Origin of the sequence: Arthrobacter sp. B2a2-09 (genome assembly GCF_027587375.1) — a bacterium.
Lineage (GTDB): Bacteria > Actinomycetota > Actinomycetes > Actinomycetales > Micrococcaceae > Arthrobacter.
Window position 1 is genome coordinate 91143 of record NZ_JAMXIC010000011.1, and the last position, 16408, is coordinate 107550.

17 protein-coding genes, 1 tRNA gene and 1 pseudogene are annotated in these 16408 nt (G+C 63.4%); 10 read left to right on the top strand and 9 right to left on the bottom strand.

Annotation, left to right across the window (positions count from 1 at the left end):
• Positions 1–34: 34 nt before the first annotated feature.
• Positions 35–742: a TetR/AcrR family transcriptional regulator gene (locus NFJ07_RS13540; RefSeq protein WP_269995077.1), complete on the top strand. Its 708-nt coding sequence runs from the start codon at positions 35–37 to the stop codon at positions 740–742.
• Positions 743–839: 97 nt separating this feature from the next.
• On the opposite strand, the gene upp is transcribed toward NFJ07_RS13540, so the two are convergent.
• Positions 840–1475, bottom strand: coding sequence for a uracil phosphoribosyltransferase (gene upp, locus NFJ07_RS13545; protein WP_059388604.1), 636 nt, complete (start codon positions 1473–1475; stop codon positions 840–842).
• A gap of 23 nt (positions 1476–1498) precedes the next feature.
• Here upp and tadA point away from each other — a divergent pair, with 23 nt between their 5' ends.
• The 3 genes from tadA to NFJ07_RS13560 all read left to right on the top strand — a co-directional run bounded on the left by tadA (position 1499) and on the right by NFJ07_RS13560 (position 2752).
• The gene (gene tadA / locus NFJ07_RS13550) at positions 1499–2008 is read left to right on the top strand and encodes a tRNA adenosine(34) deaminase TadA (RefSeq protein WP_241709670.1); all 510 of its coding nucleotides are present in this window, start codon (positions 1499–1501) and stop codon (positions 2006–2008) included.
• An 82-nt stretch (positions 2009–2090) separates the two neighbouring features.
• Positions 2091–2477: a VOC family protein gene (locus NFJ07_RS13555; RefSeq protein WP_269995078.1), complete on the top strand. Its 387-nt coding sequence runs from the start codon at positions 2091–2093 to the stop codon at positions 2475–2477.
• Positions 2474–2752, top strand: a complete 279-nt coding sequence (locus NFJ07_RS13560) for an acylphosphatase (protein ID WP_269995079.1) — start codon at positions 2474–2476, stop codon at positions 2750–2752. Before NFJ07_RS13555 ends, NFJ07_RS13560 begins: the two co-directional genes overlap by 4 nt.
• 45 nt (positions 2753–2797) lie before the next feature.
• Here NFJ07_RS13560 and NFJ07_RS13565 read toward each other — a convergent pair whose 3' ends face one another.
• From NFJ07_RS13565 to NFJ07_RS13575, 3 genes are read right to left on the bottom strand one after another with little or no spacing between them, the layout of a single operon-like run.
• Positions 2798–4009: a DNA glycosylase AlkZ-like family protein gene (locus NFJ07_RS13565; protein ID WP_269995080.1), complete on the bottom strand. Its 1212-nt coding sequence runs from the start codon at positions 4007–4009 to the stop codon at positions 2798–2800.
• Between the two features lie 49 nt (positions 4010–4058).
• Positions 4059–4454 (bottom strand): 6-pyruvoyl trahydropterin synthase family protein, encoded by a 396-nt coding sequence (locus NFJ07_RS13570; protein WP_269995081.1) that lies wholly within the window; start codon positions 4452–4454, stop codon positions 4059–4061.
• A gap of 2 nt (positions 4455–4456) precedes the next feature.
• The gene (locus NFJ07_RS13575) at positions 4457–5512 is read right to left on the bottom strand and encodes a zinc-dependent alcohol dehydrogenase (RefSeq protein WP_269995082.1); all 1056 of its coding nucleotides are present in this window, start codon (positions 5510–5512) and stop codon (positions 4457–4459) included.
• A 129-nt stretch (positions 5513–5641) separates the two neighbouring features.
• On the opposite strand from NFJ07_RS13575, the gene NFJ07_RS13580 reads away from it, so the two are divergent.
• Positions 5642–5731 (top strand) — tRNA-Ser (locus NFJ07_RS13580).
• Positions 5732–5792: 61 nt separating this feature from the next.
• Here the strand turns inward: NFJ07_RS13580 and NFJ07_RS13585 are convergent.
• From NFJ07_RS13585 to NFJ07_RS13595, 3 genes and pseudogenes are all read right to left on the bottom strand, one after another.
• Positions 5793–6497, bottom strand: coding sequence for a tyrosine-type recombinase/integrase (locus NFJ07_RS13585; RefSeq protein WP_269995149.1), 705 nt, complete (start codon positions 6495–6497; stop codon positions 5793–5795).
• A gap of 300 nt (positions 6498–6797) precedes the next feature.
• A pseudogene (locus NFJ07_RS13590) lies at positions 6798–6926 on the bottom strand (Arm DNA-binding domain-containing protein); the annotation flags it as partial.
• A complete protein-coding gene (locus NFJ07_RS13595) occupies positions 6904–7488 on the bottom strand; it encodes a helix-turn-helix domain-containing protein (protein ID WP_269995083.1) in 585 nt (194 codons plus the stop codon). The gene NFJ07_RS13595 and the pseudogene NFJ07_RS13590, both read right to left, overlap by 23 nt.
• A gap of 47 nt (positions 7489–7535) precedes the next feature.
• On the opposite strand from NFJ07_RS13595, the gene NFJ07_RS13600 reads away from it, so the two are divergent.
• The 3 genes from NFJ07_RS13600 (at position 7536) to NFJ07_RS13610 (ending at position 10694) form a co-directional block, all read left to right on the top strand.
• Positions 7536–7739, top strand: coding sequence for a helix-turn-helix transcriptional regulator (locus NFJ07_RS13600; RefSeq protein WP_269995084.1), 204 nt, complete (start codon positions 7536–7538; stop codon positions 7737–7739).
• A 1794-nt stretch (positions 7740–9533) separates the two neighbouring features.
• Positions 9534–9749, top strand: coding sequence for a helix-turn-helix domain-containing protein (locus NFJ07_RS13605; RefSeq protein ID WP_269995085.1), 216 nt, complete (start codon positions 9534–9536; stop codon positions 9747–9749).
• Positions 9750–10469: 720 nt separating this feature from the next.
• Positions 10470–10694: a hypothetical protein gene (locus tag NFJ07_RS13610; RefSeq protein WP_269995086.1), complete on the top strand. Its 225-nt coding sequence runs from the start codon at positions 10470–10472 to the stop codon at positions 10692–10694.
• A gap of 147 nt (positions 10695–10841) precedes the next feature.
• On the opposite strand, the gene NFJ07_RS13615 is transcribed toward NFJ07_RS13610, so the two are convergent.
• Together NFJ07_RS13615 and NFJ07_RS13620 are read right to left on the bottom strand one after the other, a co-directional pair.
• Positions 10842–11501, bottom strand: coding sequence for a response regulator transcription factor (locus NFJ07_RS13615; protein WP_269995087.1), 660 nt, complete (start codon positions 11499–11501; stop codon positions 10842–10844).
• Positions 11498–12673, bottom strand: coding sequence for a sensor histidine kinase (locus NFJ07_RS13620; RefSeq protein ID WP_269995088.1), 1176 nt, complete (start codon positions 12671–12673; stop codon positions 11498–11500). Before NFJ07_RS13620 ends, NFJ07_RS13615 begins: the two co-directional genes overlap by 4 nt.
• A 236-nt stretch (positions 12674–12909) precedes the next feature.
• On the opposite strand from NFJ07_RS13620, the gene NFJ07_RS13625 reads away from it, so the two are divergent.
• Positions 12910–15114 (top strand): MMPL family transporter, encoded by a 2205-nt coding sequence (locus tag NFJ07_RS13625; RefSeq protein WP_269995090.1) that lies wholly within the window; start codon positions 12910–12912, stop codon positions 15112–15114.
• A 171-nt stretch (positions 15115–15285) separates the two neighbouring features.
• A complete protein-coding gene (locus NFJ07_RS13630) occupies positions 15286–16305 on the top strand; it encodes a diacylglycerol/lipid kinase family protein (RefSeq protein ID WP_269995092.1) in 1020 nt (339 codons plus the stop codon).
• Positions 16306–16408 lie beyond the last annotated feature (103 nt).

Sequence of the window (16408 nt, forward strand, 5' to 3'; positions counted from 1 at the left end):
CCAAAGTTAGTTATCGACTGATAACATGTCAAGTGTGGCGAAGAAAACAGTGGGCACAGGCGCCCCGGAAACAGGCTCAACCAGCCAGGCAACTGCCGAACGCATACCTGCCGCGCAACGGCGCGAACTGATCCTGGAAGCTGCCACGGGCGTCTTCGCCGAGCGTGGCTACGCTGGTTCCACCACAGACCAGGTGGCCAAGGCAGCGGGCATCAGCCAGCCATACGTGGTGCGGATGTTCGGCACCAAGGAAACCCTGTTCCTTGAAGCCCTGGACCGAGCCCAAGGCAAGTTGCTGCGGGCGTTCCGCGAAGTCATCGCGGCCTACGACGCCGGAGAGCTCACCGAAGAACTGCAGCACCTTGATCCTGCCGTCGGGAACGGCCGACCGGAACAGCTCAAACAGCTCATGGCCATCGCCTACGCGGATCTGGTGGAGGACCGCGGGATCCTCATGATGCTGATGCAGGCTTTCGTGGCAGGTCATGAACCCGCCATCGGGGCACGGGCCAGGGAGGGATTCCTGGATATTTACCGCCTGGTGCGGGATGAAGCCGGCCTGTCCCCCGAAACCTCCCGCGACTTCCTTGCCCAGGGCATGCTCATGAACACCCTGATCGGCATTCGCCTGCCGGAAGTCTACGAACAGGACGAGACGGCCGAGGAGTTGCTTGAGTGCACCCTGCGGTCCAAGCTGCCGATGGTGCTCAAGGCAAGCAAGGCGCAGCGCCGGGCGGGTTAGGCTGGGCTGCGCCGCAGGGCTGTGTGCCGCTGAGACCGTGGGCTGCGTTCCGGAACGCAGCGCCCTGCCCGCACCCACGAATTCGTGGGCGGGCTCGCTAGCCAGCTACGCCGTAGAGCCGGTCTCCGGCGTCGCCCAGGCCCGGAACGATGTAGGCCTTTTCGTTGAGCCTCTCGTCGATCGAGGCGAGGACGATCTTGACGTTGGCCTCGGAAAGCTCTTCTTCCAGCTTGGCCAGGCCCTCCGGGGCCGCGAGCAGGCAGATGCACGTGACGTCCGAAGCACCGCGCTTGAACAGGAACTTGATGGCTTCGCGCAGGGTGCCGCCGGTCGCGAGCATGGGGTCCAGCACGAAGATCTGGCGGCCGGTGAGGTCCTCGGGGAGGCGCTCGGCGTAGGTGATGATGTCCAGGGTCTCTTCGTCGCGGGCCATGCCCAGGAAGCCCACTTCGGCGGTGGGGACCAGCTTGGTCATGCCCTCGAGCATGCCAAGGCCCGCTCGCAGGATGGGGACCACCAGCGGCGTCGGCTTGGTGAAGGCAGTGCCGATCGCCTTGGTGACAGGGGTTTCGATCTCTACCGCTTCAGTCCTGACCTCGCGGGTGGCCTCGTAGGCCAGCAGGGTGACGAGTTCTTCGGTGAGTTGCCGGAAGACCGGTGAAGGAGTGTTCTTATCCCGCAGAACGGTGAGCTTGTGAGCGACCAGCGGGTGGTCCACGACGAGTGTGCGCATGACTCCAAAACTATCATTGAGGCATGAGCACCAACGAGCCTTATCACGCGGAGCACGCGGCCTGGATGGGTCTGGCCCTGGACGAGGCCCGGCGGGCGCTGGATACGGAGGATGTGCCGATCGGCGCTGTCGTTTTAGGGCCCGACGGCGGTGTGCTGGGTGCTGGGCGGAACGAACGGGAAGCGCATGGCGATCCAACGGCCCACGCCGAGATCGTCGCCATTCGTGAGGCGGCCGCCGCCCTGCAGCGCCATGCCCTTGAGCTCGGTGAGGGCGGAGACGGCTGGCGGCTCGAGGACTGCACCCTCGTGGTGACGCTGGAGCCGTGTGCGATGTGCGCCGGGGCCATTGTGCTGGCCCGGATTCCGCGGGTGGTCTTCGGCGCGTGGGATGAGAAGGCCGGTGCCGCCGGATCCGTGTTCGATATCTTGCGGGAACGCCGGCTCAACCACTGGGTGGAGGTCTACGCGGGCGTGCGCGAAGAGGAATGTTCAGCGTTGCTGCGGGATTTCTTCGCAACTCACCGGAAATAGCAGCTGCCCTCCTGATCGCCCTTGAAATTTGCGGGGTATTGGACGTCAGATGGTCTCAGGCAGCACACCTGAGGAGGACCTCATGACCGTCTCTTTCAACCACACCATCGTCTATGCAACGGACAAACGCCGTTCCGCGGAGTTCCTCGCCAGGGTATTTGGACTGCCGGAGCCACAACCTGTGTGGTCCTTCATGACCGTGTCCTTTGACCATGGAGTAGCCCTCGATTTCGCCGCGGCGGACCGGCCCATCTCGCCCCAGCACTATGCCTTCCTGGTCAGTGAGGACGACTTCGACGGGATCTTCGCCCGGATCCAGGCCGAGGAAATCCCCTATTGGGCGGACCCTGCACGGTCCCGCCCCCAGCAGATCAACCACAACGACGGCGGACGCGGCGTTTACTTCGCGGATCCGGACGGGCATTTCCTCGAGGCGATCACGCGGCCGTATGGATCAGGTGCCGCATGAGTTCCCAAGTACGCGTCATTGCGATGGTGACCGGCCGTGTCCAAGGCGTCGGTTTCCGCTATTCCACAATGCACCAAGCCCGATCGTTGGGACTGACCGGAGAAGCGGCCAACCAGATGGACGGCTCGGTGCAGGTGATCGCTGAAGGTGATCGCGAAGCCGTCGACTCCCTGCTGGAATGGCTGCAATCCCGGGATGCCCCCGGCCGCGTAAAACACGTGGATGCCACGTTCACGCAAGCCACCGGCGAGTTCTCCGGATTCTGGGTGGACTGAAGCCGCCCAGACTGAGCCCGGGCTTAGGCGTTCGCGGCGTTCGCCTTATGAATTGGCGCCGTCCAGGGCGTCGATGCGTTTCTGCCGCGATGCCGGCGAGTCCAGGCTGAACGAGCGGAAATCCCCGAGGTCCTCGCGGATCCAGCTCTCCACCTCACTGATCCGCTGGGTGACGGCCGCTGTCGGGTTGTCGAAGGTCCAGGCCGCGATCCGTTCCTTGCCCGGATCGTACTGCCACAGCCCGATGATCCGTCCCCGGTCCAGGATCGGGTGGTCGGACAGGTCCGCCTGCAGCGCCAGCGTGGTGTCGAGAACCTTCCGGCCCCGATCACCTTCAGCCAGCATGTCCGCCGAGTTCCTGCGCAACAGCACCAACGAGTCCGTCCCGGCCAAAAGCTGGATCTGTTCCTCCTGCGGTGCCTTGAACGCGGAAAGGTGCTCGACGTCGTCGGGCAGCATCCAGAGCGGCTCGCTTGCCACCGTGGCCACTTCGACGGCCCCGACGGCGGCCAGCGCCGCCTTGCTCTGCGCGACGGTGAAACCCGTTAGCCATTGGCTCTGCTTGAACGTCGCTCCGCCGGTCCAGCGCAGGTACCGTTCGATCAAGAGCGCGCGGGCGGCGTCGTCGTCGAGGGAGCTGGGCGGCAGCGCCCACGAGGTGTAGGCGTAGCGCTGCTGGTCGAGGCGGCCGTTGACGGGCACGCGGCGGATGCGGCCATCGGCTTGGAGGAGGCCCAAGGCCGTGGGGAGGGTGGTGGACGCACCCTTCTTCTTGCCTTCTTCGCCGAGGCTGCGGACCGATTCGCCGAGCTCGTCCCTGAGCTGCTTCGGATCCATGGGGTCGCTGGATTCCATAAGGGTGTGCAGCACTTGCTCTTCGAGCAGGGTGATCTCACCGCGTTCGACGCCGAGCCGGGCCAGGACCTTGAAGGGCGCCGCCGCAGCGTCCCGGCCAACTTGGAGGCCCCAGGCAAAGTCGTTCCGGCCGAGGACGTAGGTGCATCCGCGGGCTGTGGGGAGCTCGTGGATTCTCAGCTCGGCGACGTCCCGATCGACCTGTCCGCGCCTGATCCCGGCCCGGGCGAAGAGCGTCAGGTACGGGTTGGCGCCGCCCACGGAACGGGCCCAGCCGGCGCGGTCCAGAACTTCTTCGGAGGTCTTGCCGGCGAGCGAGCCGTCCAGGCCCTGCCGATGCCACGCCCAGGCGCGGAGGAGTTCCGGGGTGAGCGTTTGGGTGGAAAGCACAGCGGACGTCATGGCCCCATTCTGCACCGTTTGCCCGCCATCCGGGGCGGTCCCGCGCGAGCTATCGTTCGAAATCCAACGAGAAGCCCGCCCAGGCGTCGGGATGTTCCCGGAGGAGGACGTCGACGCCGGCGAGCGCACCGCCGTCGACGTTCTCGCGGACTTTCGCCGAGACCGCCTCAGCGATGAAGCGGGCCAGCACCTCCGTCGTCGTGAGCTGTCCGGCGAAGTCCGCGTGCTCGTCGAGGTTCGTGTAGTTGAGGCCGGCCAGCACCTCGTCCAGGATGGTTCCTGCCGCGCCGATGTCCAGGACGATCGCGTCGTCGTTCAGTTCTGCCCGGCGGAACGTCACCTCGGCCACGAAAGTGGCTCCGTGGAGTCCCTGGGCCGGGCCGAACGACTCCCGCGGAAGGCTGTGGGCGACCATGAAGTGCCGGCGGACGGTGAGGCTGAACATCGTTAGGCCTCGTTTCCTTCCCGCTGCGGGGGCCCGGGGTAGGCAATGACGTGGCAAAGATCATCCAGCTCGCCGTTTTCCAGGCCATCGAAGACCCCTGGGAGCTCCACGAACTGGGACTCTCCCGTGAGGAACGCGTCGAACACCGGATCCCGCAGCAAGGACACGGCGAGCTGCAGCCGCTCACTTGAGGTCCGGCGGTGCCGGCGCGAACGTGCCACGACTCCAACCTGGCTGGAGCGGATGGAGAGGCGTCGGGCATGAAAGTCCTCCCCCAGCGGCACGGAAACAGCCCGGTTCCCGTACCAGGAGAGCTCGATGATCTCACCCTCGTCACCCACGAGCTGCAGGCTACGGGCCAGTCCTTCATCCGTGGCCGAGCAGTGGAAGACGATGTCGCAGTCCTGCTGCGCGTCGTCCGGAAGCACGAACTCCACGCCCAGGGATTCCACGAACCCGTGCTTCCCCGGATCCGTCTCCACCAGTTGCAAGCGTTCCAGCGGGAAGCCGCGCAGGAGCGCCGCGGTCATACCGCCCACGAGTCCGGCGCCGACGACGGCGATCCTGTCACCGAGGCGGGGGCCGGCTTCCCACAGGGCGTTGAGGGCGATCTCCGCGATGCCGGTGAGCACAGCGCGGCGGGCCGGCACGCCGTCGGGAATTCGCGTGAGTGAGGTGAGCGGCACGACGTAGCGGTCCTGATGCGGGTGGAGGCAGAAGACGTTCTGGCCGATCCAGTCTTCGGGGCCTTCTTCAACGATGCCAACCGACAGATAGCCGAACTTGACCGGCGCGGGAAAATCCCCGGTTTGATGGGGTGTGCGCATCTTCTTCGCAATCCGCGGAGGGACGTGGGCTTCGTGGACCACGAGCTCTGTTCCCCTGCTGATTCCGGAGTACAAGGCGCGGATCAAGGCTTCGCCTTGGGCTGGAGCGGGAAGTTCCTCGCTCCGTAATTCACCTTGGCAGGGGCCTACGGTCCAGTAGGCCAGGGCGGTTTGTGTGTGCGTGTGTGCCTGCCGGGGTGCGGGCTGCGGGGCATGCTGCGGGCGAGTCATCGTGCTTGCGAATCTAGCCCTGCGGCTGGGTTTGGGGAAGGGATACACCTCAGGAGGGCTGCCGTCTTCGGTGGGCCCGGCGGGGCCGTTTTGGGGAACAGGCCTCCACTCCGGTACCCTATTTCAGTTGGTGACGTGTCCGAGCGGCCGAAGGTGCAACACTCGAAATGTTGTTTGGTGTAAAAGCCAACGTGGGTTCAAATCCCACCGTCACCGCCACTTGAAAGGCCCCTGATTCCCTTTGTTTACAAGGGATCGGGGGCCTTTTGCTTTGCCGCAATCAGGGTTTTGGGCACATTTTGGGCACATTTGCCTGAGACACTGCAAGGTCCAGGGCGTCCGAGACGCTGTCCAGGTCCCCGTCAAACAGGTCCGCATAGATGTCTAGGGTCATGGCTGCCGAGCTGTGACCCAGCATTCTCTGAACCGCTTTGACGTTCGCGCCGGCTGATACAGCAAAGCTCGCGGCGGAATGCCTGAGATCGTGAGGCGTGATTCGTGGCACTCCTGCTCTCTTCACGGCCCCCGCGAACCAGCTCATGTTGTCGTCGTGCACGCGTGCGAGGCGGAGGTGATGGCCATTCTCGCCGGGAAACACGAGATCATTTCTGTCCTTGTTCTCACACTGCTGTGCCAGCGGCTCAGCGAGGAATCGCGGGAACGGCACGGTTCGTTTCTTGTGGTTCTTTGGCGTACCTACTTCGATCACCGAACCGACCTGAACCGCGTTTTCCTCAATCACGAATCGCCGCCGCAACATGTCCAAATGCTTGACTCGCAGTCCAGTCGCCTCTCCCCACCGCAACCCGCAGTAGGCAAGCACGAGAACCAGTGTCGGATATTTACTGGCTGCGGCGAGTGCATGCACTTGCTCGTGACTCAGGTAGACGTGCGGCTTCTTGATCTTGCGCGGCAAGGTTACGCCCCGTGCTGGATTACTCAATGTTCGACGGTCGCTCACGGCGTCATCCAGAATGGCCGCCAAGACTCCGTAAGCGCGGATTACAAGCGTTGCCCCCTTCGGTTTCCGCGGCGGGACCGCGCTCTGATCCCCCTTCGTCAAAGCTGAGATCCATTGCTGCACATCTGTCTTTCGGATATCAGAGACTGCCGCACCGCCCCACACCGGCAGCACATGATTACACCAAGCCGACTCCACGGGGCGCAATGAAGATGGCTTCAAATGGGTCTGCCGCGACAACCACGCTTCCCCAAGCGGACCGATCAGGGCCTTTGCGGCTGCCGCATCTATGAACTCCCCGCGGGCCTTGGATACCTCAACGCTGGCGAGGAATAGCTCGGCGTCCCTCTTTGTCCTGAATCCACGTTTCTTGGTCTGTACCCGGTCAGGTTTCCGGTAGCGAACCTGATACCGGCGCCCGGCCCGCGTCTCATAGGGTTCGATTGTTGCCATCGCCGGATTGTTCTTTCGCTGCGCTCTGATCAACCAGAGACTTGATAATTGCGCTGAGCTCGTCCACTCGTAAATTGAGGTCTTCGAATGTCACGGGACCAGCTTTCGTATTCCCTGCCGGGATGAAGTCGGGGCGTAGCCCCCGTACGTAGTCATCACTGCCCAAGTCGCCTTCGATCGGTGTTATGCCATCCGCCCATTCCCAAACCCGTACCAGGTCAGCCGGGTCAGCTCCGGTGACGGCCACCGGCTCGTCGAGCGAGTTGGGAAACAACAGTGCATTTGGGTTCACGCCGAGGACTACCGCCAGGGCCACGAGATCATCAACATCAACCCGCCTAACGCCGGCCTCGATCTTCTGTATTCCGCTCGCGGAAATTTCGTGCCCGACGCCCCTAAGCCTTTGCTGAAGCTCCCGCAGGGTGACATTCCCCCGCAAACGCTTCAGGTTCCGAGCGACGGTCTTGCCGGTTGGGCCAATGTCATGTCCTCGCAGCCGCTCTCCGCTATGTACCATATAAGAAACGATACACGCTATATAGATAACAAGCGTAATTAGCAACTTTGCATCTAATATGACGAGGCGTTCACGGAAGGGAATGAGGCTTCATGGAATCGGAACTGCTGACCCCGGCAGAGCTGGCAGCCAAGCTTCACAAGACGGCGCCCGCATTGGCGCAATGGCGCTACCGAGGGATGGGCCCTAAATTCGTGAAATTAGGCAGCGGCGTCCGCTATCGCGCCAGCGATGTAGAGGCATGGCTTGACGCACAGACACGCTCTCAGACGGGCCAGATGCTGCCGAGCGTCTAACGAGCCGGAATTCCTGGAGTGCTCTGCGAAAGCCGGACCCTCAGACTGAGATCACTCGGATCCGAGGCGAGGGAGCCCACGTGAACCTTGGCCACGCCAACTGGAGGTCACGAAGAGCCGGGAAGCCCAAGAGTGTGCAAAGGAGAAGGAAGCGTGACGCACTGGGGCCACGCCACCGATGGATGGTCGCCACGCTGGCAACCTACTCGGATCGCGAAGGCGACCGAGAATCGTACGAGTGGCTGACCGCGATCTGGCAACGAGTATCTTGTCTTCGGTCGTTCCCAGTGGACCACCGCAAACGACCCTACGCTTTGACACCCGCTGGCCCCGATCGTCCGCCGTCTCCCTTTGACTCGCGGGAGCCGGCGCCCCTCGGTCGCCTTGCGCCTTTTGCCCGGATCCGCCCTGTGACGAAAGCCGCGCGACCTATCTTGTCTACCGCGTGCCCCCAGGAATGGCGTCACGCGGAACGAAACCTTCCACGAGTTCACGGCGAACCTGCCCAGATACCTTGGCTTGGACGTCAAAGAACCGGCGATCGTCTACGACGAACTCCTCCAATCGCTGACAGCCATCCAACGAGAGCGGGAGACACCCGCTAAGAGAGAACAACGCCCCGCCCGCGACGACCGCCCCGCCTTCTGCGCCTGTTCCCGTTCCGCAGGATGGAGAGACAGTCCGTTCCCGTTCCAAGCTGCCGGAGAAACGTCTCGATAGAACGCGAAGCCCTGATGTCGTTCGTGAGCCCACGACACTGTTTCCCGGCCCGGAACCGCGCAGCATAAATACCTGAATACCTGAATTCGTGGCCGAACGGCCCCGCTAGCACAAGCGGGGCCGTTCAATGATCGGTGTCAATCGAAGCGCCGCGTTGTAACACTCTGTCTGTCAAAGGAGCTCATCAGGATCCTCAGCGTTGGGGGTTGCAGCTTGAGGATGCCGGTGGGCCTCGTCTTCTTCCTGCGTAGTGGTCAAGACACCGCCATTTCAGCTCTGTGCGCTCGAAGCCGCTGAATAGTGTCAGCATCGTTACGGAGACGATTCGGGATACCTGGAATCCGATCCGAAAAGGTCAGGCTGCTCGACCGGCGGAGGACCGGGAACACACGGCGTGTTCCACAGCCAGGCGCCTTGCAGCTCGTTTATCCAGTCAAGTTCAACGATCTTGAAGTGCAGAAGGAAGGATTATGATTTGCCGCCTTTCATCAGTATTCGGTGGATGTCAAAAATGCCTAGATTCCGGGGGACACGGCCCAATCGGGCGCTGTGCGTGCTCATCATTTTTCGTTACTCTGCGTTGTTTCCGGCGGGTAAACGGTGGGCGGATCGCCGCGGCCACGGGCCGACCGAAAGCCACATCAGACTCGGCGGTCAGGGATCCCCAGACTCAACAGACGGCTCGGCACGGCCGGTCTTCTTGGCGATCGCGAGGCCGAGACGCCAATGACCTGTATCAAGACCCGGTCGGCCTGTTCGGGTTTCCGGTGTGCGAACTCGGGTTGAGCACCCCGAGGCCCTGAACCAGCCACCTGACAGCCGAAATTTCAACCGCGTTCCGGGCATCGTCGTCGACCATTCGCCGACATCTCAATTTCCTGCGTCGGGCCGATCGGGGATCAGTGCTCATTCGGAGGTTTCGGGCACCCCCCGACCAAGTGCTAGGTCGCGTCGATGACCTGGCGGCGAGCTTCCGCCCCACCGTCATGCCGCCCGGTTCTTCCGCTCCCATGAACTAGGAACACGGCTGGCGCTTCCGCCAGCGATCAAACCGCGGACACGACGGAGATTCGGATGACCATGACGTCAGAACGCAGCAGCACGGTCGAAGCTGCCGAAGAACAATGGCTGACCCCGAAAGACAGCTGCACCCAGTTGCAGATTCCTGCGCAGAAGTTCTACCAGTGGCGGGACAAGCACGTCGGCCCCCGCGCCTACCGAATCGGGCGACATCTGCGGATCAGCCGAAGCGACTTCAACTCGTGGTTGTCCTCGCGGCTGAAACCTTAGATGTCATCCAGACCGCCGCTTCCTCTCTAGACTTAGGGCAAAATCCGCCGCCAGAAAGTCCCAAGTGGTCGATGGTGGGGCACCGCTAGGTACCGGCGCCGCAGTAGAACGGCGCCGACATCGGCGGACGATGGCTGAAAATCGGCCACAAATGATCTCATCGTGCCCGCGACGGCACATTCGGGGCTGTAAATCCTGACATTCCTGGGGTTTGCTACCAATAGGTGGCCCTTCCAATCCCGTCTTCTGCCCTTCTCCCTCTCGCTCTTTGGCAAGACCCACCAAAAGCGGAAGCAACGGTGCCGACATCAACCCCCAGGAATGGGCACGACTCGAACGTTCGAAGAAACTGCTGAGTCGAGAGACTCAGGGCCTTCTCCTCGACGTCGGCCGCTTCGTCGCCAAAATCCATCGAACGGATGCGGGTCATGCAGGGCTGCACCCGAATGCCCATGAATGACCAGAAGAATCTTCGCTGTTTGTCATTCTGATGCTCGATCATCGCTGGGCGGGTCCTCCGCGCAACCAGGGCGCTTTGCGCCGGTCCCAATCCAAAACTTCCATCGGCGCTCCTGCGTCGCTTATTTCCTCGCGAACTTTTGGACTGCTCCCGGTTCCCCAAGTTGCACTCCGCCCCTCATGCCCAGCAGCGGTCCCCCTATCAGAACGACGCGGAAACGTAACGGCCACGGCTGGAGCCGCCACTGAAGCAGAAGGATCATGGAAACGCTCACCGTCAAGACCCCCGCCGGTGTCCTCAGTTTCATCGGCCAAACCCTGGGTCTCCGGTCGCAGGAAAGCCTTGTGGATGCGGCCGTCGAAGCCTTTCCGGCGGAGGGCCTCGGCCGCGCCGAGTCCGGCGGCGGAGGAACCAAGATGGCGACGGAGCTGACGCAGCTCACCCGCCGGCTCAATCATGCGGATAAGGGGGTCGGATCGCTGTGACATAGTCATCCTGGAGACGATGGGAGTCCCTCCGCTGCTGCGGCCGGAAAGGTACCCTCTTATCCTCCAATCAATGGGATCTGCCTGCGTCGTCCAGCCGGACTGGCCCATTTACTGCCGCAATGGATCGGCCAGAGAGCAGTTGGGTCAGGAGCCAAGACCCGCACGGTATGCGTAGGCGACCAGCTGGGCGCGGTCTCTGGCCCCCACCTTCGCCATGGCCCGGTTGGCGTGGGTCTTGACGGTATAGGGCGAGATAAACATGGTTTCGGCGATCTGTTGATTGCTCAGCCCTGTGGCAATAGCGATGACGACGTCGTGCTCTTTGGGCGTGAGGGTGGAGAACAGGTCCGCCAGTGCCGGGTCGACGTCGGCCTGCCGCTCTTCGGCGACCCGGTCGATCAGCGCTGCGGCGGCAGTGGCAGAGAGAGCGCCGCCTCCGGCCGCGACCTCCTCGATGCCGGCCGCGAGTTCGGCAGGTCCTACCCCCTTGCTGAGGAAGCCGTTAGCTCCGGCCCGCAGCGCGGCAAAGACGGTTTCGTCGTGATCGAAGGTTGTCAGGATGATGATGCGGACACGTTCGGCCGGGATGGTTTGCCGGATCCGGCGGGTCGCCTCCACGCCGTCGACACCGGGCATGCGGATGTCCATCAAGACCACGTCCGCGGCCAGACCCCTGAGAAGCCGGACGGCCTCTAGTCCATCCCCGGCCTCGCCCACCACGGTGATGTTGGCCTGGGTCTCCAAAATCGCACGCAGGCCAACCCGGATCATTTCCTGGTCATCGACGATCAGTACACGGATCATTGAATCATCCCTCCGTCGGTCCGCAAAATGGCCGCGACGCGGAACCTGCGGCCATCATCGTCGACCTCTACACGGCCGCCGGCCGAGCGCGCGCGCTCACGGATGCCTATCAGACCATATCCGCCGCCTTCACCGCTGCTTTTCCTGATCCCCGCATAATCGTTGGCCGCCACAATGCTCAGGTGACCGTCGGCGCAGCCGATCGCCAGTTCCACCTGTCCCCGGCCGTGCCGCTGCGCGTTTGTCAGCGCCTCCTGCACGATCCGGAAGGCAGCCAGGCCCACGGTGGGATCCAGCCCGTCGGTGTCTCCGTCGATGACGAAATTCACGGAAACCCCTGCTGCTCGGAATGTTTCGATAAGTGCCGGGATCTGCGCAATATCAGGAGTCGGGCGGACCGGATCGTCGTCATCGACACCGCGGCGCAGCACGGCGAGGATCAGCTGCGTCTCGTGCAGCACCCTGCGCACACTGGCACGGGCAGATTCCAGCGCCGTGCGGGCAGCCGAGTCTCCGGCGGGAAGGCTTACTTCCGCGACGCCAAGATTCATCCCGAGCACGGCGACCTCATGGCCCACGACGTCATGGAGGTCACGGGCAATACGTACCCGCTCCTGCGTGATTCCGCGTTCAACTGCAAGGTCAGCTGCGGCTTCGGCGTCGAGCGCGCGTTGTTTCATGGATTCAAGGTAATCCTGTTGCGCGCGCACAGCGTTTCCGACGGCCGCACCTACGGCGCAGCATGCCGAAGCCACCAGGGCCACAGATGCCTGGAAATTCCAATGCTCCCGTATCACGAGCGAGAAGTAGACAGGGACACCGGCCATCAGCAGCGCGAGAATGGCGCGGGCACCGCGAACGGTCACCGAGAACAACGTAAAGACGACGACCGACCACATCGCCACGAACTCGGTCGCGAGGAGCGCTGCCGCAACCGAGCCGAACGTAACGACGAGCAATCCGAGCACGCGCTGGAATCGGCCCAGGATGAGGCCTGCCGCCACCAGAAACACTCCGGTGTAACCGAGCAGCGGTTCACCGGAGAGCCCCAACACGAAGAACTCCGTTACAACAGCCGCCCAGCTCAGAATCAGAACCACTCGGTTGAGGAATTGGCCGCGGAGAAACCACGCCAATCTCGGCGATGCCAACGGGGCGCTGCTTGATGTCATCTCACGATTATCATTCACTCCCTGACTCTTCCTGCGCCGCAACGGACCACATCACGTCGGTCCACCGGGCGGCCTTCATGATAGGCGCCCGGCGGCGGCGACCCGGTCCGGCGTGAGACTGCCCCCGTGGCCTACTGCATACGCAGTAGGCAAGGCGATCCCGTTAGATGATTCGCACAGCTCCCGTGGCAGGAAACATCGGAAGTGAACATTTTCCGTATATCTGAGGAGTCTTCATGTCCGCGTTTCTTGCACACGTCGGTCGGTTCAGCGCCCGACATCGATTGGTGGTGATCGGGGCATGGCTGGTGATTTTCGCCGTCCTCGTTGCCACCCTGGTCGTCGGCAGCGCCAACGGCCCGTCCGGTTCAGCGTCCAGCTCCGTCCCTGATTCTCCGGCTTCGCGAGCGCTCGATCGGATGAAGACAGAGTTCCCCTCCGCGGGGGCGGCCTCCGGCGGAACGCTCCAACTGGTCTTCCAGCCCGAAGGCGGCAACGTCTCCGACCCCGCCGTCGCGGGACAGATCGCCGCCGTGCTCAACGACGCCAAATCCCTTCCCGGTGTCGAGAGGGTGAGTGACCCGTTCGACCCGGCACGGCCCTACATCTCCAAAGATCACAGTGTCGCTGTCGCGACCTTGTCCTTCGGGGAACTGTCGAAAGACCAGAAGGTTTCCTCCTATGACGCGGCCATGAAGGTGCGCACCGGGGCCCCGTCAAATCTCGGCGTCGAGCTCGGGGGCAACCTCGTTCCCCTGGGCGCCCCGGCTCCCGGCATCGGCGAGGGGGCCGGCGTGGTCATCGCTTTCCTCGTGTTGGTGCTCACCTTCGGGTCTCTGCTGGCAGCCGGGGTCAACCTGCTCATCGCGGTGTTCGGGGTTGGAGTGGGCCTTGTCGGCATCCTCGCCTATGGGTCCCTCACGCCCATCGGAGAGAACTCCATCATTCTCGCCTCGATGCTCGGACTGGCGGTCGGCATCGACTACAGCCTGTTCATCCTTTCCCGCTTCCGAACAGAGCTTCGCGGGGGCAAGCGTGTCGAAGATGCCGTAGCCCGGGCCACTGGCACGGCCGGCACCGCCGTCGTCTTTGCCGGCCTCACCGTGATCATCGCCCTGGTCGCCCTTCTGGTCGCGAACCTCAGCTTCATCACCGAGATGGGAATCGCGGCTGCGTTCGGCGTGTTCGTGTCCGTGCTCCTGGCCCTGACGCTCCTGCCCGCGCTAATGCGCACCCTTGGCACCAGGGCACTGTCCAAGAAGCACCGGAAGGAACTCGCCTCCGGGAAGCTCTGGACGGAGGGCGCCGCTCAAAAGCGCGGGATCCTCCGCGGATGGGGAAGCTTCGTTGTCAACCGGCCGATTGTGTCGATTCTTGCCGGAGTCGTCATCCTGGTCGTTGTCGCGCTGCCGATGTTGAGCATGAAGACGGCGTTCAACGTTCCCGGCGGCGCGGATCCCGGATCCACTGAACGCACCGCCTACAACCTCATCGTCGACAAGTTCGGTGGCATTCAAAGCCCCCTCATGGTTCTCGCTAACGGTACTGGCAGTGCCCCCACGACGGCGGCCATCGAGAAGGACATTGCCGGCATGGACGGGGTTCAGCAGGTCGTGCCCGCTGAAGTCTCCACGGACGGGACCATGGCCCGCATCATCGTGATACCCCACGACGGCCCCATCGACCAGCAGACCAAGGACCTGGTCCACCGCATCCGGGCTGAGGCTGATTCCACGGCAGGCGTCCACCTCGAGGTGACCGGCGAGACGGCAATCGGCATCGACCAAGATACGGCGCTCATGAACGCGCTGATCAAATACATCATCGTGATCGTCGTGATCTCAATGGTGCTGATGGTGCTGATGTTCCGTTCCCTCCTCATTCCCGTCATAGCAACCCTCGGCTACCTCCTCTCCGTCGGAGCGTCGTTCGGCGCAAGCACTGCCGTGTTCCAGTGGGGTTGGCTCGATCCCCTCATTGCCGCCCCGCAGGGCGACCCTATGCTCAGCCTGCTTCCCCTCCTGCTGGTCGGTGTGCTGTTCGGACTCGCCATGGACTACCAGGTATTCCTGGTGTCCCGGATCAAGGAAATGCATGACAAGGGCATGTCACCCAAACAGGCGATCAGGGACGGATTCGCCCGATCCGGACCCGTGCTCGTGGCCGCCGCCGCGATCATGACCGTCGTTTTCGCGGGATTCGCCACGGGCACCTTCGCCGTCGGCGCGTCCATCGCGTTCGGTCTCATGGTCGGCGTAATGGCTGACGCCTTCATCGTCCGTCTCGTCCTCATGCCGGCGCTGCTGAGCCTGCTAGGCAAGTCCGCCTGGTGGCTTCCGAAATGGCTCGACCGCATCGTCCCGAACATCGACACTGAGGGACACGCCCTCGATGCCGGGCCACAAAAGGAAAACGAGGAAGTCCCCGTCGCCGTCGGCTAGGTCGATACATGTAGGAAAAACCTGAAGCGGGCCGTTGCCGGCAGGCGGCGGCCCGCTTCCATGCCCGCGAACAGCGTGCCCAGCAAACTGGGACACTCTACTGCATCCGCAGTAGAGTGATCGATCCACCTGCACGATGGCACAGGACTGCCCGTCCGCGAGGCTTGAATCATGACAGACCTCCTCCACGCATCCGTCCCCCGGCAGGGCCTCCTTGCGGCGGAGCCACCGCAAAGCCTCCTGGTCAGCCAGGCCGCCATCGTTGTGAACACGTCGAAATTCTCCACACCGCGGGCCATGGAGAGGTTCCAGACAGAGGTTGAGAGCACTTTTGTCTCGCACGGGTGGACGGCCCCTTTTTGGCTGCAGACGACGGCGGAGTCCCGCGGGGCGAAAGAGGCGCGCTGGGCAGTGCGAGCCGGCGTCGACGTAGTGCTCGTTGCCGGCGGTGACGGCACCATACGTACTGTCGCGCAGGAACTCGCCGGATCGGACATTCCCATCGCCCTGCTGCCGATCGGTACGGGCAACCTGCTCGCCCGAAACCTCGGCATTCCCCGGAAGAACATCACGGCCGCAGTGCAGATCGCCTGCAACAGCAAGGACCACCCGATGGACGTGGGCCGGCTCGAGCTGGACCGCACCGGAAACGGCAACGAAGTCCAAGGCTTCGTCTTCCTTGTGATGGCCGGAGCCGGATTCGACGCAGCCACAGTGGGCGGAGCCGACGACACCATGAAGTCCGGGCTGGGACCGGCCGCGTATCTGCTCTCCGGGGCACGCGCGACCCAGGAGAAGATGGCATTCACCACGATCTGCGTCGACGGCTCGACCCGGCGCAGGAGGGAATCGCATGGCGTGATCGTTGGCAATTGCGGGTCGCTGACGATGGGACTGAGGCTGATGCCCGGGGCCATACCCGACGACGGCCTCCTCGACGGCGTAGCCCTCCTACAGCGGAACGTCACCGACTGGGCGCGCGCCGCCTGGTCCGTCGTCACGCGCAGCCGCGGCCGCCACCGGTCCATGCCGCGGTTCCAGGGACGGGTCATCGAGGTCCTCACCGACGCACCCCAACCGGTGCAAGTGGACGGCGACGTCGTTGGCGCAGGCCGCATGGTCCGGTTCCACGTCCAGGCTGAAGGGCTCCTCGTGCGCCGCCCCGACGGACGCACCGCCCAACATCACTAACGCGGAGCGCCCAGGCACTGTTGAGGGGCACGACGACGTGAATGAAGACCGCTGCCCGTGCCCCAATCCCCCTCCACCATCAGGTCATCCTCAAGGCCGCCGG